The sequence below is a fragment of the Parafrankia sp. EUN1f genome (assembly GCF_000177675.1).
In the GTDB taxonomy this organism is placed as follows: domain Bacteria; phylum Actinomycetota; class Actinomycetes; order Frankiales; family Frankiaceae; genus Parafrankia.
In genome coordinates this window covers 35,176-53,226 of record NZ_ADGX01000021.1, presented here as the reverse complement: position 1 = coordinate 53,226, position 18,051 = coordinate 35,176, and the positions used below count along the sequence as shown (strand labels likewise).

Sequence of the window (18,051 nt, the reverse complement as noted above, 5' to 3'; positions counted from 1 at the left end):
GCGGGACGAGCCCTCACCGGCCGAGACGACCCAGCCGCTCCCGGTGCTCAACCTGCCCCCCGCGCCACCGCCACAGCCGGCCCGCGCACCCCGGCCACTGCCCCGCCCGCCGCAGACCCCCCCGCCCCCGCGAAGCCCGCGGCCGGCGCAGAACCCCCTGCCGGCGCAGAGCCCGCGGCAGCCGCACAGCCAGGGGCAGCCGCACAGCCAGGGGCAGCCTCAGCGCCCGCGGCCGGCTGCTCCGCCGCCCACCCGGCCGGCCGCCGGGTCCGCGCCATCGGCCCCGCCGCCGGCGTTCGCACCGGCCCCGTTGGCCCCACCGGCCTCGTTCGGCCCCACCGGCCTCGTTGGCCGCACCGGAGCCACCGGCCGCACCGGCTCCCTACGCCCCTCCGGCTCCCTACGGGTCGCCGGCCGGGTCTGCGCCTCCGGTTCCGGCCGTGCGGCCTGCCCGCCCCGGCCTGCCGGGCGATCAGCCGGTCCCGCCGGTCCCGCCGGAGCAGGGCGCGTCGGAGGAAGCCGGATCGGGCGGCCCGGCGCGGCGACGGCTGCGCCTGCGTCGCCCGCGATCCTCCCGGCGGACCACCTTCCGCCCACCGCCGCCGGCGGTCAGGTCCTTCCGGCCGGCCCAGGTCGTCCTCGCCGGGGTCCTCACCGCCCTGGTCGGGCTCGCGTTCGGCGGGCTTTTCGCCGGCGGCCCGGCCGGGCGCGCCACCCTCGCACTGGTGGCGGCGGCGGCCTGCGCCGCGGCACTGGGCTGTCTGGCCGGCGCGCGCCTGCGGCCGGCGCCGCTGGTCGTTCTCGCCGGAGTGTCCGGAGCGCTCGTCTTCAGCGTCCTCGTACTGTTCGCGGGCAGGCTCACGGACGGCGCGTCGGTCGTCACCGACTTCGGTGCCGCGGCCCGGGACGGCTGGGCGCGGCTGCTCACCGTCGGCCTGCCGGCCGCCCCCGACGGCGATCTGCTGTTGCTGCCCGTACTCCTGGTGTGGCTGGCGGCGTTCAGCGCGGCGGTGCTGGTCGTGCGCGCCGAGGCCGTTCTCGCCCCGCTCCTTCCCCCGCTGCTCGGCTATGTCGTCGCGTTGCTGCTGGTCGCGAGCCGGGGCCGCTCGTTGTTCGTGCTCACCGGGCTGATCGCCGTCGTCGGGCTGGCGCTCGCCGTGGTGCGCGCGGCCCAGCTGCCCGGACGGGGCCGGATCGCCGCGGTCGCGGTGGGCCTGACCGAGGACGGGACGGGAGGCCCGGGCGCTCCGGGGGGCGCCGGGGCCTCGGGCGAGGCGGACCAGGCGGGCAGTGACGGGAGTGCTCCGCCCGGCCGGGCAGGCCGTGGACGGTCGCCGTTCGGACTGCTGTCCCGGTCGCTGGCCGGGGCTCCGTCCTGGCGCCGGCCGCGAGCCGGCCAGCTGGCCGTCGGGATCCCGGCGGTGGCGCTCATGGCGGCGCTCGGCACCGGCCTCGCCGTCCTGTCACCGATCGCCGAGGGGAACGACAGGTTCGACCCGCGCGACCATCGGCATCCGCCCGTCGACATCACCTCGACGCTCAACCCGCTCGTCCAGGTCAAGTCCGCACGCGGCGGCGCCGAGCGGAAGCTGTTCACGGTGCGGCTGCCGAGCAACGACGGGAAGGTCGTCACCGACCGGATCCGCAGCGCGGTGCTCACGGACTTCGACGGTGCGACCTGGCGGGACGACAGCGTCTTCGTCCGTACCGGCAGCGTTCTCGGTACGGACGACGTCCCGGTGACCACGACCGGCCGCGAGATCCAGATGGACGTCACCGTCGAGGCCCCGGGCGGCCCGTTCCTGCCCACGCTCGGCCAGCCGACCGGCATCCGTGACGCCACCGTCAGTTACGCGTACCAGCCCAGCTCCGGGTCGCTCGCCGCGACGAACCCGCTGCGGGCCGGCGACCGGTATGTGCTCACCGCCCAGGTACCTGTCGCGGACGACCCCAGGCTCCCGGACGCCCACGTCGCCCGCGGCACGGAGATGGCCCCCTACCTGGCGCTGCCGGCCCACATCCCGCAGGAGATCACCTACGCCGCCGCGGACGCCGTGGGCACCGAGACCACCCCGTTCGGCAAGCTCACCTCGCTCACCGCCTACCTGAACAACTCCACGATGTTCCCGGTCGACCTCGACGCCCGCCCCGGCCACTCCCTCGGTGCGCTGAAGAGGTTCCTTGATCCGGGTGGCGTGAAGGCCGACCACCACGGCTACGTCGAGCAGTTCGTGACCGCGTTCGTGCTGCTGGCCAGGATCGAGAGCCTGCCGAGCCGGATCGCCGTCGGGTATCTGCTCGATGGGCGCGCCTCGTCAAAGGCGGGAGAGTTCACCGTGACCTCCCGTCAGGCGTTCGCCTGGCCGGAAGTCGCCCTCGAGGGAATCGGCTGGGTTGCCTTCGACCCCACCGACATCTCCAAACTCAAGGATCGGCTTCCCCCGCCCGACCCCGACGACCCGACCGGCGGCGACGGCGCGGCGCAGGCCCCCGAGGCCCAGGCGGCGGACGCCGTCGTCCGCCCGGAGCTCGACCGGTCCGCGGACCTCGGCGCCACCGGCGGTGGATCAGGCGCCAGCAGCCTGTGGTGGGTGCTGTTGCTGGTGCTGCTCGCGGTGGCCGTCACCGTCCCGGCCGGGATCGTGGGGGAGAAGGCCCGGCGCCGCCGCCGTCGGGCGCGGGCCGGGCCACCCGCGGCACGGGTGGCCGGTGCCTGGCGGGAGATCCGTGACCGCCTCGCCGAACGCGGGCTGGCCCGCTCCGTGTCACTGTCCGCGGACCAGGTCGCCGACCTGGCCGCCGCGCGGCGCGGTCCGCTGGTCGGTGAGCAGCTCGCGCTGCTGGCCCCGCTGGTCGGCACCGCCCTGTTCGGCGCGACCGAGCCGGACGACACCGCTGCGCGCCGGGCCTGGGAGCTCACCGCGGCGGCGAGTCGCGAGCTGCGCCGCAGTGACGGCGTCCGGCGCCGGGTCACCGCGACGCTCAGCCCGGTGCCGCTGCTGCCACGGCGACGCCGCTGATGAGCAGCACGGGCGGCTGGCCGCCGGCGGTCCGCGTACCCGCCGTCTGGTGGGCGCTGTGCGCCGTCCTGCTCGGCACCGCCGCGGTGATCGTCACGGCCGCCGACGGACCGAAGGCCCGCACGGTGGCCCTCGATGACGGCACCACCTGGCTGGTGTCCTCGGCGGTCGGCCAGGCGGCCCTGCTCGACGGCGCCTCCGCCCTGACCGACGGGGCGTCCGCCCAGGTGGTGACGCAGATCGCGGTGGGGCGCGGTGACCTGACCGCGGCCCGCTCCGGCGCGGACGCGTTCGTCGCCAACGCCACCGCGAACAGCGTGACCCGCATCGACGGCGCGACGTACCGCAAGACCACGGCACCCGCGCCGCTCGGGCGGGCTGGCGAGCCGCTCGCCCTGTTCCCCGGCAGGTCCGCCCTCTACGCCGTCAGCGCGACCGCTGGGCTGGTGACGATCGCGGACCCGGCGACACTGCGGGTCCGCGGACCCGAGCAGTCACTCGGCGCCCGGGTCCGCGAGGGTGCCGCGCTGGTCGACGGTGCCGGGCTGCTGTGGCTCATCGACAGTGACTCCGGTGACCTGATCCGTGTCGATGACTCCGGCAAGCACCCGAAGCCGTCCGGTGCCGACCCCGCCGCCGCCACCCTCGTGCTGGCCGGCGGACGGGTCGCGGTGGTGGACGCCGCGGCGCGAACCGTCCGTCCGGTGGGTGCCGACGGGGCGCCCGGGCCTGCGACCTGCCTGGACATCCGCCGTGGCGACGAGGTGGCGGTGACCGGCTCGCCGACACAGGACCGGGTGTACGCCGTGTCCGATGATCGCGGTGTGCTGCTGGTGAGCGACCTGGACCGGAGGTCCTGTAACCGGGCGGTGGATCTCGGGGCGGCCCGCCATCGTCTGGGCCCGGCACAGGAGGCGGCCGGCCGGGTGTTCGTCCCCGACTACACGACCGGCGAGGTCGCGGTGGTCGACCTGGCCAGCGGCCGGGTGGTGGCACGCCCGAAGGTGCTGGCAGGCGGGGGCGAGACGGTTTTCGAGCTCGTCCCGAGCTCGTCGTTCGTGTTCTACAACGACCCCGCCAGTGAGCGGGCCGGGGTGATCCGCCTCGACGGGACCACGGTGGAGATCCAGAAGTACGACCCGGAGCGGCCCGACGCCGGGCTCGTCCCCGGCGGCGGACCATCGGGCCCATCCTCCGGGCCGGGCGGATCGGGGTCGGGTGGATCCGGGCCGTCGTCCGCACCGCCGACCACTCCGCCCACCACTCCCGCCACTGCGCCGACTCCGAGCCCGCCGACTCCGAGCCCCTCGACCCCCGGCACCACCGGGACGGTCGCGATCGAGCTGTCGGCGGATCGGGCTGCCATCGGCGAGCAGGTGACGATGCGTGCTGTGGCGACCAACGGCACCCGGATAGGGACTGTGCGTTGGGGGTTCGACGACGGTTCCGCCGACGGCGGCGTCCAGGTCTCGCACAGCTGGTCGAAGGCGGGGCAGTTCACCATCACGGCCCGGGTCACCCTCGCCGACGGCCGCCAGGCCGCCCCCACCGCCCGGATCACCATCGTCGCCGGCATCCCGCGGCCGGACCCGACACCGACGCCAGGGCCGGACCCGACATCGAGCCAGTCAGGCCAACCCGACCACCCGACCACCACATCAACCGGGCCGACCCCAACCCAGACGACTCAGGGGTCGGAACCGCCTACCGCCGAACTCTCCCTGACCGAGTACGCCGGCACCGTCACCGCCGATGCGAGTGCTTCAAAAGCGAACGTATCCGGCGAGCAGATCGCCAGCTATGCCTTCAATTTCACCGGGACTTTCGGGGCACCTCAGTCGGCCCCGCAAGCCAGCAGGTACTTCAGCTACGGGACTTATCAGATCAGCGTTCGGGTGACCGACACCGCCGGGCGTACGGCCGAGACCACCCGTACCATCCTCGTCCGGGATTCGTCCTTCACCCTGATCATCACCCCCGAAGGGCCCGGCGGGGTCAGGGATTCGCGAGGCCAGATGTGCCTCGTGGCGGGGGCACGGGAGTGCACGGGAATCTGGGACCTGAACGACACGGTCACACTGACCGCGGTTCCCAACTCCGGAGCGACGTTCGTCGGCTGGTCCGGTGACTGCACCCCCCAGGGCCTCACCTGCACGGTCACCGCTACACGCAGTGACCTGGGTGTGACCGCCACCTTCGCCGAGCCGACGCCGAACCGGACGTTGTCGGTGACGGCCAACGGGCCGGGCCGGGTGACCGGCGGTGGCATCTCCTGCCCGGGCACCTGCTCGGTGCCTGTCGCGGACGGTACGTCGGTCACCCTGACAGCGGCCGGTGACGGCGGCGACTTCACCGGCTGGTCCGGCGACTGCTCCGGCACGCAGCCCTGCACCGTCACCCTGTCCGGCGGCGACCGTTCCGTGACGGCGACGTTCGTGGACTCGCTGGTGGCGTCCTTGCGCTGGGTGGACGACGGCTCGCCGCTGCCACCCTACGGCCCGATCTACGCGGTCCTCGACGCGTCGGCGTCGAGTGGCGCCGTCGCATACAACTTCGACTACGGCGACGGCACCGGCTCCACCGGATGGATCACGAGCTCTCGGGCCCCGCGGCACGCCTACAACACGGAGGGCCCGCCGGGCACCAGCTGGACGGCGACAGTGACCATACGTGATGCCTCAGGTCGGGAGAAGTCCGCGACGACGTCGATCTACGTCAAATGCTGCTGACGCTCGGGGGGATGCCGAGAATGACAACGCGGCGGCGATCCTTCGGCGGCCCAGGGACGGCTCGGCTGGTGCCGGCGCGGGTCATCTCGGCGCGGCTGGGATCGATGTTCCTCGCGCTCGTGGTCGTTCTCGGCGCGGTCGCTGTCGTCCTGTCGGGGCGCGGTGATCGCACGGTGAAGGTGTCGCTGCAGGACGGCGCGGCCTGGCTCGTGTCGTCGAAGGTCGGCCAGGCCGCGTTGATCGACGGGGCGTCCGCGCAGGTGGTGACACAGGTGCCGGTCGCCGGGGCCAGCGCGGATCTGAACGAGGCCCGACGGCGGCGCTGGCCGTGACACCGGCCTCGGGCGGTGCGCCGCTGGTCGTCAACGCCGACGCCTCCGGGTCGACAGCCGGCTCGGATCCGATCAGCGACTACCGGATCGACTTCGACGACAACGGCGCGGTCGCGACCTCGCGGACCGGTACCCACACCTACGCCGCGGCGGGAACCTACACCGTCCGGCTCACCGTGACGGACCAGGCGGGCCGGAGTGATTCGATGACGCGGCCGGTGACGGTCACCGCGGCGTCGGTGGCGCCGACAGTGCAGGTGACAGCCTCGACGGTGCCAGGGGAGCTGGTGGTGAACGCGACCGCCGCCGCGACCCCGGGCACCGCGGCGCTGCGCGACTACGAGTTCAGCATCGACCCCGCGGGATCCCCCGAGCACACGCAGCCGCAGGCGGAGAACACCGCGCGGTTCACGGTCCCCGCCGCCGGCACCTACCGGGTCAAGGTCACGGTCACCGACACGGCTGGGCTGACAGCAACGGACACCTCGCAGGACGTCGTGGTCACGGTCGCACGCCCGGAGCCCTTCGAGCTGATCCCACACGCGAGCAGCGCACTCTGGCGTAGTGGTGCGGGCACGCCGGCGTTCGGGCAGGAGGGCCAGACCCAGGGTGATGTCAACGTGAGCAACGGCGGGTACCTGTTGGAAAACAACACTGCTCCGACCTACATGGCAACGCATCCGAACTGGGCTTCGGACGGCTGGATAACCGGCCAGTTCGACCTTCCGCAGGCCATTGTCGACGGCCAGAGATTCCGTGCCCAGATTGGATTCGTCAAGGCTCAGCAAGGTAATGTCGGTCGGGTCCTGTTCAGCGTCAAGGCCGTTTACCCGGACGGTCGGGTGTCGGCTTCGCTGGTAAGTCGGGAAGACATCCAGTCCGACGGCTACATGCCGACTGTCGACGTCGATCTGTCCGGTGTCAGCGGCGCCACCGCAATTGTTATCCGGGTGGATGCGCTCGGCGACGCCGCACAGGACTGGGCTGCGTGGGTGAACCCCCGGGTCGAATAGCCGGCCGGCAGGCCGGTAGCCCGGGTGGGGCGAGTCCGAAGAGCTGGGATGTTCGTCGTTCTGGAGCCCGTCGCGGAATCCCGAGCCTCGGGCTTCCGTTGCCGTCGCTGCTTCCGGGGAAGAAGTGAGGATTTTGGCTGCGGCGGCAACCGAAATCCTCACTTCTTGCGGTTTGTCAAGTGACTTGCGCCCCATTTTAACATTTAGTGTGCATTGTCGGCGCCGTTCCCGGCCGATCAGCCCCCGGCGGCGGAGGTGTGCAGCAGGCCCTCGCAGGTGCGGCGCAGGACGGTCGCGGCGCGGCGGGTCGGCTGGGGGAGCAGGCGGTTCTCCGCCAGCCGGCGGTAGCGGTGCAGGGCGGCCAGCACCGCCGGCCGGATCTCGGCGGCGGCGGCGTCGGCGGGCAGGCCCAGGCGGGTTCGCACGTCCACCCCGGCGGCGCCGAGCAACCGTTCCATCTCGTCGCGCCGCTCACCGTCCAGGCCGCGCAGGTCGGCCGTGCCGGTGCGCAGCTCGCCGATCAGGCGCAGCTCGGCGAGCTCGTGCGCGCCGGCCTCGATCTGCTCGCGGCGGGCCCGCAACAGTGCCAGCAGGCGGGGCGGCGGGCCCACCGGCCCGTCCACGCCGGTGGCCGCGCCGGTGGCCTCGCCCGTGGCGCCTTCGCCGAGAACTCCGTCCAGGACGCGCAGCGCATGCTGGGCTTTGAGGACGTCGGCGCGGTCAGTGAACTGCCCGCGCAGCAGCGCGGTCAGTTCGGGCAGGCCGCTGCGGGCGGTGAGTTCGGTCGCGAGCCCGGCCGGGTCACGGGCGTACCCGAGCCGGGCCAGTGCCACGGCGAGACGTACGCCGGCGAGGCCGAGGCGGTCGACCAGCAGCGTCCGCAACGGCGCGGCGACGGATGTCGACGCGGCCGGGGCGACGAACCGGTCGACGGACAGCAGCAGGTCGTCGGTGTCCGCGGCGGGTTCGGCGGCGAGTGCCAGCAGCTGGCCGAGCTCGTCGCCCGACAGCCGGGTGCCGGCCTGGGCGAGCAGGCCGGCGACCGGCACCACGGTCTGCACAAGGGCTCGGACCCGTTCGTCGCGGCCGATGGCGGCGGCGGCCCGGCGTGCCACGTCCACGGATTCGGTGCGCCCGGGAGCGATCTCGTCGGCCCGGGAGAGCACCCCGATGGCATGCGCCGGGGTGGCCTCGCCGAGCCCGGTCCGCCGGAACGAGGCCAGGAAGTCGACATCAGCCGCGTGCAGGTGACGCAGCAGGTAGATGATCGCGTCCGCGCCGGCCAGCGCGGGGCCGGCCGGCCCGAGGCCCGACGTGCCTGTACCGGACGGCACGTCGCCGGGAGACCTGCCACCGGGCCGGCGGGTCGGTGTCTGCCGGGCGCCCCTGGTCAGGAAACTCTCCGTGCGGCGGGAGAGCTCCACGGACAACGAGGCGATGCCCGGCGTGTCGATGAGGGTGAGGCCGTGCAGCCGCGGGCTCGGCAGCTCGACCCGCAGAGCCTCCACGCCAGGGCCAGGGCCAGGGGCACCAGCTCCGGGGGCTCCCGTGCCCGTGGAACCGGCCCCGGGCAGCCCCGCCAGATCGACATGTGCGCTGCCCGCCGTGCGGCGCAGCCGGGCCTCGACCACCGACCCGTCCCGCAGGTAGGCCCAGGCCGCCTCGCGCGTTCCGGCGGCGTAGGAGGTCACGATCCGGGTGCACTCCGTGGCGTCGGTCGCCGCGATCTGCTCGCCCGCGAGGGCGTTGAGCAACGTGGACTTGCCGGCCTTGACCCGGCCGGCGAGCGCGACCCGCAGCGGTCCGTCGAAGCGGTCGACCTCCTCGCGCAGCACCGGTTCGGCGGGGCATCCCTGACAGGCGTCGAGCGTGTCGAGGAGCAGAGCGCGGACCAGTGCGCGCAGGCTGGCGGGGTTGCCTGGACCGGTGTTGCCGGTGTGGTCGGTCACTCGGCAGCTCCCCGTCCTGCCCGTCCCGCCCTGCCCGCTCGGGCCGCGCCGGCCGGGCCGCCGGCGCTGGGTGCGCTGGCGGCCTCGGTCACGGCGCGCAGCCGGGCGATGTCCCTGTCCAGCGCGGCGAGCCGGGCCTGGCGCGATTCCTCTGTTTCCCGACCGGCCCGCTCGGTGGCCGCCAGGTTGCGCCGCGCTTCGGTCGCCAGCTCCGTGGCCAGCCCGGTCAGGGCCTGGTGCAGGCTGACGCGAAGCTGTTCGCAGACGACGGTCGCGTCCTGCGCGATGATCCTTCCAGCCTGTTCTATGTACTGCCGCGCGGCCTCCTTGGCGTGCGCCTGGTGGGCGCGGCGTTCGTTCGCGCGGACGGAGGCGATCGTGCGCCGCCCGAGCATCACGAGCGCCCCGATTCCGACCGGGGCGAGCACCGTCGTGAGTGCGGCGAGCCCGGCGATGCTGGCAAGTGCCCCACCGGCCGAGACGATGACCATCCCGACACTCCCGCCGCGTGCGCCCTGTGCCAGCAGATCGAAGCCGGTCGACTGGGTGAACTCGAGGCCGCGGACGTCCTCGACCGTGGGCAGCGGCCGGTCGACCGCTGTGGCGAGCAGCTCCCGGACGGGGCCGGCGGCGGCTTCGAACGCCTGCGTGACGGTGTCGACGAGAGTCGCGCCTTCGGAGCGGATCTGCTGGCGGTGGTCCAGCAGGGTCTCGTTGACCGCTCGGAACAGCCAGCTGCGCAGCTCGTCCCACTGCTCGGCCGGATCACTCGCGGTGATCTTCTCCTCCGCTCTGGCGTGCAACGTCCGGATGCTGGCCGCCAGGCCGTCCCTGCACCGCAGGGTCATCTCCGGGTACTGCTGCGAAAGCTCCTGCCGCCAGACCGCGGCGGGCTCACCCATCCGACTCGCGTCGCGGACGGCGGCGGCCAGCCCGGCTGCCCGGTCGCCCGCGTCAGGCCGCGGATCGGCGAGTGCTGTCCGTTCGGTCTCCAGCTCGGTGAGCAACTGGCGCAGCACGTCGGCGGCGGTGGCGCGGGCCAGCTGCTCAAGGCGGGCCCGGCGCGGTGCGACGATCTCGTGGCGCAGATGGGTCACCAGCGCCGGGTAGCCGGACTCGGTGTCGAGATCAGGCCGGTGATCGCGCAGGGCGCGCAGCCGCAGCGGCGCACCGAGGGGGAAGACGGTGAGGTCCAGACCCGCGCGCCGCAGGTGCTCCCGGTTGGCCGCGACCACACGGCGCCAATGCGGACAGACGTCGATCTTGGTGATCGCGAGCAGCACGGTCGCGCCCTGCCGGACGAGTCGGCGGATCAGGTCCAGCTCGGGGGCGGTGAGTTCCTGTCCGGCGTCGGAGACGAACAGGACGGCGTCGGCGCTCACGGCCGCGTTCAGCGTCGCCGCTGCCCGGCCGTCGGTCAGCCCGCCGTTCAGCCCCGGGGTGTCGAGCAGGGTCAGACCCTGCGCCAGCAGCTGCCGCGGGATCCCGACCTGCGCCGAGCTCACCGGACCGGCGCCGGTGGCAAGGCCGGTGCCAGCGCCAGAACCTGGGCCTGAGGCAGGGGCAGGGGCAGGGGCAGAGCCGGTGCCGGCGTCGATCGCGAGGCGCGTCGCCGCCGGCGGGCCCTGGACGAGGTCGTGCAGCGCCTCGATGGACACCGCCTCGATGGACACCGCCTCGAGGGACGGCGCCTCGTCAGACCGAGCCTCGGGCGGTGGGGCCGCTGTGGGCGGTGTCCCGGCGGTCGGTGCGTCACCCGGGGAGGCCCGGCCGGCGCGCCGCAGTGTCGCGGTCGGGTGCGGGGCGAAGCCGACCACGGTTGGCACCAGCGTGGTCGAGATCGGGTCGGTGCCGCACACCGCCGCCCCCAGCAGGGCGTTGACCAGGGTGCCCTTGCCTTTCTTGAACTCGCCCGCGACGACCACCAGGGCGTCCGGTGTGACCAGCCGGCCGCGTTCCCGGGCGAGCCGCACCTGCAGGTCCGGCCGGCCTCGCCGCCCGGCCTCGGCAGCCACCGCGTCGAGCAGCCGGACCGCGGCCGAAGGCTGGCCGGCGGCCGGACGTGCCGGTGCCGGATGTACCGGTGCCGGACGTGCCGAACTTGTGTCCGCGCCGCGCCCCGTCATGAGCGTTCCTTGAGCGGTTCGTGAGGAGGAGCCGACCTTGAGCGCACTGTGCGATACGTGGTCGTCGACGACAGGGAGGACGAACCATGCCCCACCGCATCCGGGTGCTGCTCCGCGCCAGCGACCCGATCACTCAGGCCGGCCTGGCGGCGCAGCTGGGTGGCTGCCCGGAGATCGAGATCGTCGAGAGGCTGCCCGGAGCCGTCGCCGTGGGCGCGGGCGGGGCCGAGCCCGCCGTGGCCGTCGCTGGGGCTGTGACTGTGGCCGCCGGCGGGGGCGTGGCTGGGGCCAGGGGTGCGGCGGCTGTGGCCGCAGGTGTGGCCGCGGCCGCGGCCGGAGGCGGCGGATCCGGCGGGGCGGGTGCGGCCGGGCGGCCGTCGTACCTGCGTCCCGTCCAGCCGACCGGGGAACCCGACCGGGGTCGCGGGCGCGACGCCACACCGGGGCGGTCGGCCCACGATGGTGCGTCGGCGGCTGGGCTGAACCTGTCCGCCGCTGAGCCGGGGGCGGCCGACGTGGTCCTGGTGAGCGCGGAGAACGCCGACGAGCGCACCCTGCGGACGGTGCGTGAGCTGCAGCAGGGCGGAGTTCCCGTCGTGCTCGTCGTCGCGGAGCTGGAGGCCCACGACCTCACGGCCGCCGTGGAGGCGGGCGTCGTCGGGCTCCTGCGCCGCGCCACCGCCACCCCGGAAGCGGTGCTCGCCGCCGTGCGCGGGGCCGCCGTCGGTGAGGGCTACCTGCCGCCGGACATGCTCGGCTCGCTGCTGAGGCAGGTCCAGCAGGTGTCCACGCAGGTGCTGGCGCCGCGCGGGCTGACCTTCTCCGGGCTCTCCGAACGTGAACTGACGGTGCTGCGCCTGGTCGCCGAAGGGCACGACACCCAGGAGATCGGGCGGCGCCTCAACTACTCGGAACGGACCGTGAAGAACGTCCTGCAGGACGTCACGCGGCGGTTCGGGCTGCGCAACCGCTCCCACGCGGTCGCGTTCGCCCTCCGCCAGGGCCTGCTCTGACTCCCGAGTCAAAGGACCGTGTGTCCGTCGAGGCCGCCGGTACCCGTGTCCACATGATGGGTGAGGGAGGTACTGCCACCGGCACCGGCACCGGTGCCGGAACCGGTGCCGGCGGGGTCGAGGTGGTCGAAGGCCAGCGGGTCGAGACCGAGCTGGTGCTCCGCACCGTCGAGCAGGCCGTCACCGTCGGAGTCCATCAGGCTCGGGTCCGTCCCCAGCACCCGCTCCAGGTCGTCGGTGATCCCGTCGTGATCGCTGTCGAGCGCCGCCGTCGGCCCGGTCGCCCCGTCGAGGTGACCGGCACCGAGACTGTCCGGGTTCGTGGGGCTGCTCCCGAGGGCGAGCTCGGCCGAGTCGGGCAGCCCGTCATGGTCGGAGTCGGCGGATGTCGGGTCCGAGCCCACGCGCAGCAGCTCGTAGATGTCCGACAGGTTGTCGTGGTCGCTGTCGACGGCAGCGGAGTCCGTACCGAGCTGGCTCTCCAGCGCGTCGGTGAGGCCGTCGCCGTCGCCGTCCGCCCCGCCGGCCTCGGTGCCGAGCCCGCCGGCCAGGGACAGGGAGCTGCCCGAGTACCCGCCAGGCGGTGCCCCGGCGCCGACCGGGCCGGACAGCCCCGGCAGCACCGCGGCCCGGTTCAGCCAGTCGCCGCGGTTGTCGAACACGCCGACCCCCAGGCGCGAGTTGCGCGCCTCGATCGTGCGGCCGTCACCCAGGCTGATCGCCACGTGGCTGATGTAGCCGTTCGGGTCGGCGCGGAACAGCAGCGCGCCCGGGGTGCGCAGCGCGTCGTCGACGGAGATCTCGTGCCCGTGGGTGCGCAGCTCCTCGTACTGGGCCGCGGCCCCGTCGGGGATCTCGACACCCGCCTGCGCGGCCGCCCACTGGGTCAGCTCCGAACAGTCGAACGCGGTCGGGTCGGGGTCGTCGAGGTGCGCCTCGGCCCCGTAGACGTACTTGTCACCGGCCTGCGCGAGCGCTGCCTGCAGAAAACGGGCCGTCGTCTCGTCGAGGTGGCCGTCGCCGGCGTCCCCGGCGGCGGTGAGCTGATGGCCGTAGCCGGCCGTCCCCGCCCAGTTGCCGTGGGCCTGGCCTTCGCCGGCCAGCTGGGCCGCCCGCTCGGCCTGGGCACGGTAGTCGAGGTAACGGGCGTCGTCGAGGCCGTGGGTGGTGGTCCACGGCGAGACGTCCCGGCCGCCGCGGGAGACCTCGTAGGCGAGCTTCGCGTTGACCGCGGGGTCGTAGGCTTTCTGGTCGGCCCACTGGCGGTGGGCGTTCATGTTGATCTGCCACAGGCCGCGGGAGTCCTCCCCGCGGGTCGCGTGGGCGGAGCCGTCACCGCCCGACTCGGCCAGGGCGATGGCGGTCATCGTCACCGCCTGGTCCGGAGTGAAACCCGCCGCGCGGGCGTAGCCGTAGATGTCCGCGGCGCTGTACCTCGCCATGAGCTGACGCTACGTCGATCACGCGGCCGGCGGAACCGTCGCACGCGCAGATGTTTCGCCTCGTCTCGTTGCCCGAACGCGCAGCCCGAAGATGCGGCACGAACGGGCAGCGCGGACGGGCCGGGTGCGTTCTTGCGGCGGGCGGTGCCCGGATGTCACCGTCTGAGGCGATGATCCATGACGTGGACGCGACGCTCGCCGCGCTGCTCGCCGCCGAAGCCGTGGCCGGCGGTGACACGGAGGTCCTCTTCGACGCTCCGACCCGGGAGTGGGCGGCCCGGCGCGGTGGGCCGTGCATCGACGCGTTCCTCTACGACATCCGGGAGGATGTGGCGCGCCGCGAGATCGCCTTCGAGCAGGTCCGGGACGGCGCCGGCCGGATCGTCGCGCGCCGGCCGCCGCCGCGCCGGCTGCGGCTGTCCTATCTGCTCACCGCGTGGACGTCCCGCCCGGAGGACGAGCACCGGCTGCTCTCCGCCCTGCTCGCCGCGCTGCTGCGGCACGACGCGGTGCCCGCCGAGTACCTGCGCGGGGCGCTGGTCGATCAGCCGATCCCGGTGCTGCTGCAGCTCGCGCTGCCCACCGGCGCGGACCGCGGCATCGCCGACGTGTGGAACGCCCTCGGCGGTGAGCTCAAGCCGTCGTTGGACCTCGTCGTGGTCGCGCCGTTCGACCCCGCCCGGGTGGAACCGGTGCGCAAGCTGGTCGCGGCCGACCCCGAGGTGCACCTGCGCGCCTCGGCCACCGACCCGCGCGCGCCGGCCGCGCCGCCACCGCCCGGGAGCAGGCCGGCGGGCGCCGGTCCGCGGACCCGGCGCGTCCAGGAGCTCTGAGCGCCACCCGTGCACGGGGACGACTCGCTGGCCGATCTGCTGGGCCGGCTCGCCGTGGTCGAGGCCCAGGTCCGCGGGGCCGTCGCCGCCCGGCGCGCCGTCGACCCGGAGCCCGACGACTCCTTCCGCGGCCTCTACCTCAGCGACAGCCACATCGACGCCCTCCTGCTCCGCACCCCGACCCAGGCCGCGCCGGCTCCGCCGGGCGCACCCGGCCCGGCCGATCCGGCGGATCCGGCTTCAGGCGATCAGAATGCGGGTTCGGACGATCTTGCGGCCGAGGTGGAGCGGGCCGCCGCGGTGGCGCGGGAGCGGGGCAGTCGGCTGCGGCTTCGAGAGCTCGCGGGCAGCTGCGGGCTGAGCGGGCTCGATGTCGACATCTTGCTGGTCGCGCTGGCCCCGGACCTGGACGCCCGGTTCGAGAAGTTCTACGGCTATCTGCACGACGACGTGACCCGCCGCCGAGCCAGCCCCGGCCTCGCCCTGGAACTGTGCGGGCGTTCGCCGATCGACGGCGCGGCCCGCGCCCGGTGCGCGCCCGGCGCCCCGCTGCTCGCCACCGGACTGCTTGTCGTGGAGGACGCCGACCGCCCGTTCCTGACCAGGTCGCTGCGCGTGCCGGACCGGGTCACCGCCCACCTGCTCGGCGTGGACGACCCGGGCCCGGTGCTGGCCGAGGTGCTGACCGACGCTCCGGACGTCGACGATCCGGTGGTCCGGCGGGTGGCCCGCTTCCTCAGCACGCCACCGCGCCCACCGCGCCTGCCAGACCCGCGGGTGCTCCAGGCTCGTCCGGCGGCCGACGCCCGGACGTCCGACAACGGGCTGGACGAAGCCAGGCCGGACGGTGTCGAGCCTGTCGACCCGAGGCTCGTCTACCTGCGGACCACACCCGGTGCGGACGGGCTCGCTGCCGCGCTGTCCGCCTGCCGCCGGGCCGGGCGCCGCGCCATCGGCCTGGATCTTTCCGCGCCGGGACTGGCCCGTGTCGCGGACCCGGCCGGAGGGGCCGCCGGCAGTGGCGACGTCGGGGCGGGCGAGGGCGGGGAGACCGGCACGAGCGGTGGCTCAGGCTCCGCTGCGGTGCCGACCGCCGACCGGCTCGGCGGTGTCGCGGCGACGCTCGCCGTCGCCGTCCGGGAGGCACGGCTGGCCGGGGCCGTGCTGGTCGCCGGCCCGACCGGGATGCTCGACCCCGCGGCGCGTGGGCTGCTTGTCCGCGCCGCCGCCGGAGGCGATGGGACGCTGCCGCCTCTGCCGGTGGTGCTGTACGGGCGGGGGCGTGGGATCCGGAGACCCCCGGACCGGTGCCGTTGATCGATGACGTGCTTCCTCTGGGGGCCGGCGCGCAGGCCGCGGTGTGGGCCGCCGAGCTGGGCGCGCCGATGCCCGGCGAGCTCGCATCCCTGCGGCTCGCGCCCCGCCAGGTGCGCCGGGCGGTCGTCGCCTCCAGGCTGTCCGCCCGCGTCCTGGAAGGTGGCCCGGAGCAGGATGCGCCGGAGCTGCCGGAGCTGCCGGAGCTGCCGGAGCTGGCGGAGTTGCAGCCGTCGCCCGAGCCGCAGCCGTCGCGGGAGCCGCAGCCGTCGCCCGAGCCGCAGGGGTCACAGGCGGCGCGGCCGGTCGCACCGCCGCGGGTCGAGTGGCTGGTCGCGGCGGCACGGGCGCAGAACGCCACCGGGCTGGAGCGGCTGGCCCGCCGGATCAGCCCTGCGGTCGGCTGGGACGACCTGGTGCTGCCGCCGCGTACTCTCACCACCCTGCGCCACCTGGCCGGACGGGCGGCCCACCGCGGCCGGGTTCTCGACGACTGGGGGCTGCGTCGCGGCGGTGGCCGAGGTGAGGCCGTCACCGCACTGTTCGTCGGCGAGTCGGGCACCGGCAAGACCATGGCGGCGGAGGTCGTCGCGGGCGCTCTCGGTGTCGACATGTACGTCATCGACCTGTCCGGGGTCGTCGACAAGTACATCGGCGAGACGGAGAAGAACCTGGAACGCATCTTCGTCGGCGCGGAGGGGCTGAACGCGGTGCTGTTCTTCGACGAGGCGGACGCTCTTTTCGGGAAACGTTCCGAGGTCTCCGACGCCCGCGACCGTTACGCCAACGTCGAGGTCGCCTACCTGCTGCAGCGAATCGAGTCGTTCGACGGGGTGGCCGTCCTGGCGACGAACCTGGCCGCGAACCTTGACGACGCGTTCCGCCGCCGGTTGTCGGTGGTCGCGGAGTTCACCCGGCCGGACGCCGAGCAGCGCCTCGCCCTGTGGCGGCGGATGCTCGCCGGGGTGCCGCTGGCCACCGATGTGGACCTGGAGTTCTGCGCGAAGGCCTTCGGGCTGGCCGGCGGCGACATCCGCAACGCGGCGGTGACCGCGGCCTACCTGGGCGCGGCGAACGGCCAGGTGGTGGACATGCGCGAGATCGTCACCGCGGTCGCGCTCGAATACCGCAAACTCGGCCGCCTCTGCCTCGCGGACGAGTTCGGCCCTTATTTCCCGCTGATCCCACGCTGAACACCGCGAGTGAACCGGTGGCTGCCCGTTCGGGCAACCTCCCGCGTGCGGACGGGCACCGAGGTTTTCGCGTGCTGGCAGAACGGCCACACTGTTTGGTGGAGATGTCGGCCCGCGGAAAGCCGTCCGTCTTCTGGACGTCCATTGTCCGCGGGCGGGGCGGCGCTGCCTGCTGGTGGGAACCGATCGATGCGTCCGTCTCCGGGAGGAGCCTTCCATGGAACACGAGCAGCTTGACGGCCGCTCGGCGGCGCCGGCCGTGCGTCGGCCCGCCGCGGTCGGCCGGGAGCGGGTTCCCGCCGCCCTCCATGTGCGGGTGGGCAATGCGGCGTTCGGGCGCATGCTGCAGGTCGGTTCCTCGATGGCTGAGGGCGGCCGGTCCTCCGGGGCCGCGATGGCGGTGTTGCGTAGCGCCCTGCGGTCGCAGGGCGCCGGCCCGCTGGACCCGGAGATCGGGGCGGCGATCGAGGCGCGGCGCGGAGCGGGTGCCCCGCTGCCCGAACCGGTGCGGGCGGAGATGGAAGGCCATCTCGGCGCAGACCTGTCGGCCGTGCGGATCCACACCGACGGCGCGGCGGCGACCCTGAACCGAGCGGTGCAGGCGGAGGCGTTCACCACCGGCACCGACGTCTTCTTCTCGCCCGGGCGGTACGACCCGACCTCGCCGACCGGGCGCGGTCTGCTGGCCCACGAGCTCACCCACGTCGTGCAGCAGACGAGCGGTGCCGGCGGGCCCGGCGGCACGGTCAGCCATCCGGACGACCCTGCCGAGCGGGAGGCCGCCGCGGTCGGCGCCCAGGTGGCCCGTGAGGCCGCTCCGCTGCCGGAGGAGGAAGAGCCCGCGGAGGGCATGTGAGCACGGGATCGGCGCTGATGCCGCCCGCCGCGGCTGACCGGCGTTCGCCAGCCGACCGGCACCCGGCAGCTGTCCGGCACCCGGCGGCTGACCGACCAGGGCCGGCTGCCAACCGGATGGCATCACCCCGGTCAGTTCCACCCCCGGGGCATCCGCTGCTCGGCCTGCAGCGCAGCGCCGGGAACCGGGCGGCGGCCATTTTGCTGCGTGAGCAGCGTGAGCAGACAGAGT

General features: G+C 74.3%; 11 protein-coding genes and 1 pseudogene. 9 read left to right on the top strand and 3 right to left on the bottom strand.

Going from position 1 to position 18,051, the window contains the following annotated elements; all coding sequences use genetic code 11:
• Nucleotides 1-440: 440 nt before the first annotated feature.
• From FREUN1FDRAFT_RS08925 to FREUN1FDRAFT_RS08910, 4 genes are read left to right on the top strand one after another with little or no spacing between them, the layout of a single operon-like run.
• Nucleotides 441-3,020, top strand: a complete 2,580-nt coding sequence (locus FREUN1FDRAFT_RS08925) for a transglutaminase domain-containing protein (protein ID WP_006539678.1) — start codon at nucleotides 441-443, stop codon at nucleotides 3,018-3,020.
• Complete coding sequence (locus tag FREUN1FDRAFT_RS08920; RefSeq protein ID WP_006539677.1) at nucleotides 3,020-5,749, top strand: PKD domain-containing protein; 2,730 nt, start codon at nucleotides 3,020-3,022, stop codon at nucleotides 5,747-5,749. The genes FREUN1FDRAFT_RS08925 and FREUN1FDRAFT_RS08920 overlap by 1 nt, the downstream gene beginning before the upstream one ends.
• 20 nt (nucleotides 5,750-5,769) lie before the next feature.
• Nucleotides 5,770-6,081 (top strand): hypothetical protein, encoded by a 312-nt coding sequence (locus FREUN1FDRAFT_RS43615; RefSeq protein WP_157474500.1) that lies wholly within the window; start codon nucleotides 5,770-5,772, stop codon nucleotides 6,079-6,081.
• Complete coding sequence (locus FREUN1FDRAFT_RS08910; RefSeq protein ID WP_006539675.1) at nucleotides 6,078-7,094, top strand: PKD domain-containing protein; 1,017 nt, start codon at nucleotides 6,078-6,080, stop codon at nucleotides 7,092-7,094. Before FREUN1FDRAFT_RS43615 ends, FREUN1FDRAFT_RS08910 begins: the two co-directional genes overlap by 4 nt.
• Before the next feature lie 236 nt (nucleotides 7,095-7,330).
• On the opposite strand, the gene FREUN1FDRAFT_RS08905 is transcribed toward FREUN1FDRAFT_RS08910, so the two are convergent.
• Both FREUN1FDRAFT_RS08905 and FREUN1FDRAFT_RS08900 read right to left on the bottom strand, forming a co-directional pair.
• Nucleotides 7,331-9,043, bottom strand: a complete 1,713-nt coding sequence (locus FREUN1FDRAFT_RS08905; protein WP_006539674.1) for a dynamin family protein — start codon at nucleotides 9,041-9,043, stop codon at nucleotides 7,331-7,333.
• A complete protein-coding gene (locus FREUN1FDRAFT_RS08900) occupies nucleotides 9,040-11,169 on the bottom strand; it encodes a dynamin family protein (protein ID WP_006539673.1) in 2,130 nt (709 codons plus the stop codon). The genes FREUN1FDRAFT_RS08905 and FREUN1FDRAFT_RS08900 overlap by 4 nt, the downstream gene beginning before the upstream one ends.
• 86 nt (nucleotides 11,170-11,255) lie before the next feature.
• Here FREUN1FDRAFT_RS08900 and FREUN1FDRAFT_RS08895 point away from each other — a divergent pair, with 86 nt between their 5' ends.
• On the top strand, nucleotides 11,256-12,182 hold the full coding sequence (locus tag FREUN1FDRAFT_RS08895; protein ID WP_006539672.1) for a response regulator transcription factor: 927 nt from the start codon (nucleotides 11,256-11,258) through the stop codon (nucleotides 12,180-12,182).
• A gap of 8 nt (nucleotides 12,183-12,190) precedes the next feature.
• On the opposite strand, the gene FREUN1FDRAFT_RS08890 is transcribed toward FREUN1FDRAFT_RS08895, so the two are convergent.
• Nucleotides 12,191-13,624 carry an NlpC/P60 family protein gene (locus FREUN1FDRAFT_RS08890; protein ID WP_006539671.1) on the bottom strand — a complete coding sequence of 478 codons (1,434 nt, stop codon included), beginning with the start codon at nucleotides 13,622-13,624 and terminating at the stop codon, nucleotides 12,191-12,193.
• Nucleotides 13,625-13,776: 152 nt separating this feature from the next.
• Between FREUN1FDRAFT_RS08890 and FREUN1FDRAFT_RS08885 the strand changes: the two genes are divergently transcribed.
• The 4 genes and pseudogenes from FREUN1FDRAFT_RS08885 (at nucleotide 13,777) to FREUN1FDRAFT_RS08870 (ending at nucleotide 17,820) form a co-directional block, all read left to right on the top strand.
• Nucleotides 13,777-14,457: a DUF4255 domain-containing protein gene (locus FREUN1FDRAFT_RS08885; RefSeq protein WP_006539670.1), complete on the top strand. Its 681-nt coding sequence runs from the start codon at nucleotides 13,777-13,779 to the stop codon at nucleotides 14,455-14,457.
• A 9-nt stretch (nucleotides 14,458-14,466) separates the two neighbouring features.
• Complete coding sequence (locus FREUN1FDRAFT_RS39595; protein WP_006539669.1) at nucleotides 14,467-15,774, top strand: hypothetical protein; 1,308 nt, start codon at nucleotides 14,467-14,469, stop codon at nucleotides 15,772-15,774.
• 308 nt (nucleotides 15,775-16,082) lie between these two features.
• Nucleotides 16,083-16,964 (top strand): annotated as a pseudogene (locus tag FREUN1FDRAFT_RS47650) (ATP-binding protein); the annotation flags it as partial.
• A gap of 217 nt (nucleotides 16,965-17,181) precedes the next feature.
• A complete protein-coding gene (locus tag FREUN1FDRAFT_RS08870) occupies nucleotides 17,182-17,820 on the top strand; it encodes a DUF4157 domain-containing protein (RefSeq protein ID WP_006539667.1) in 639 nt (212 codons plus the stop codon).
• Nucleotides 17,821-18,051: the final 231 nt, after the last annotated feature.

Excerpts from the sequence above, each read along its gene's own strand:
- FREUN1FDRAFT_RS08890 (WP_006539671.1), bottom strand. The coding sequence starts at position 13,624 with ATGGCGAGGTACAGCGCCGCGGACATCTACGGCTACGCCCGCGCGGCG.
- FREUN1FDRAFT_RS08900 (WP_006539673.1), bottom strand. The coding sequence starts at position 11,169 with ATGACGGGGCGCGGCGCGGACACAAGTTCGGCACGTCCGGCACCGGTA.
- FREUN1FDRAFT_RS08895 (WP_006539672.1), top strand. The coding sequence starts at position 11,256 with ATGCCCCACCGCATCCGGGTGCTGCTCCGCGCCAGCGACCCGATCACT.
- FREUN1FDRAFT_RS43615 (WP_157474500.1), top strand. The coding sequence starts at position 5,770 with ATGACAACGCGGCGGCGATCCTTCGGCGGCCCAGGGACGGCTCGGCTG.
- FREUN1FDRAFT_RS08920 (WP_006539677.1), top strand. The coding sequence starts at position 3,020 with ATGAGCAGCACGGGCGGCTGGCCGCCGGCGGTCCGCGTACCCGCCGTC.
- FREUN1FDRAFT_RS08870 (WP_006539667.1), top strand. The coding sequence starts at position 17,182 with ATGGAACACGAGCAGCTTGACGGCCGCTCGGCGGCGCCGGCCGTGCGT.
- FREUN1FDRAFT_RS08885 (WP_006539670.1), top strand. The coding sequence starts at position 13,777 with ATGTCACCGTCTGAGGCGATGATCCATGACGTGGACGCGACGCTCGCC.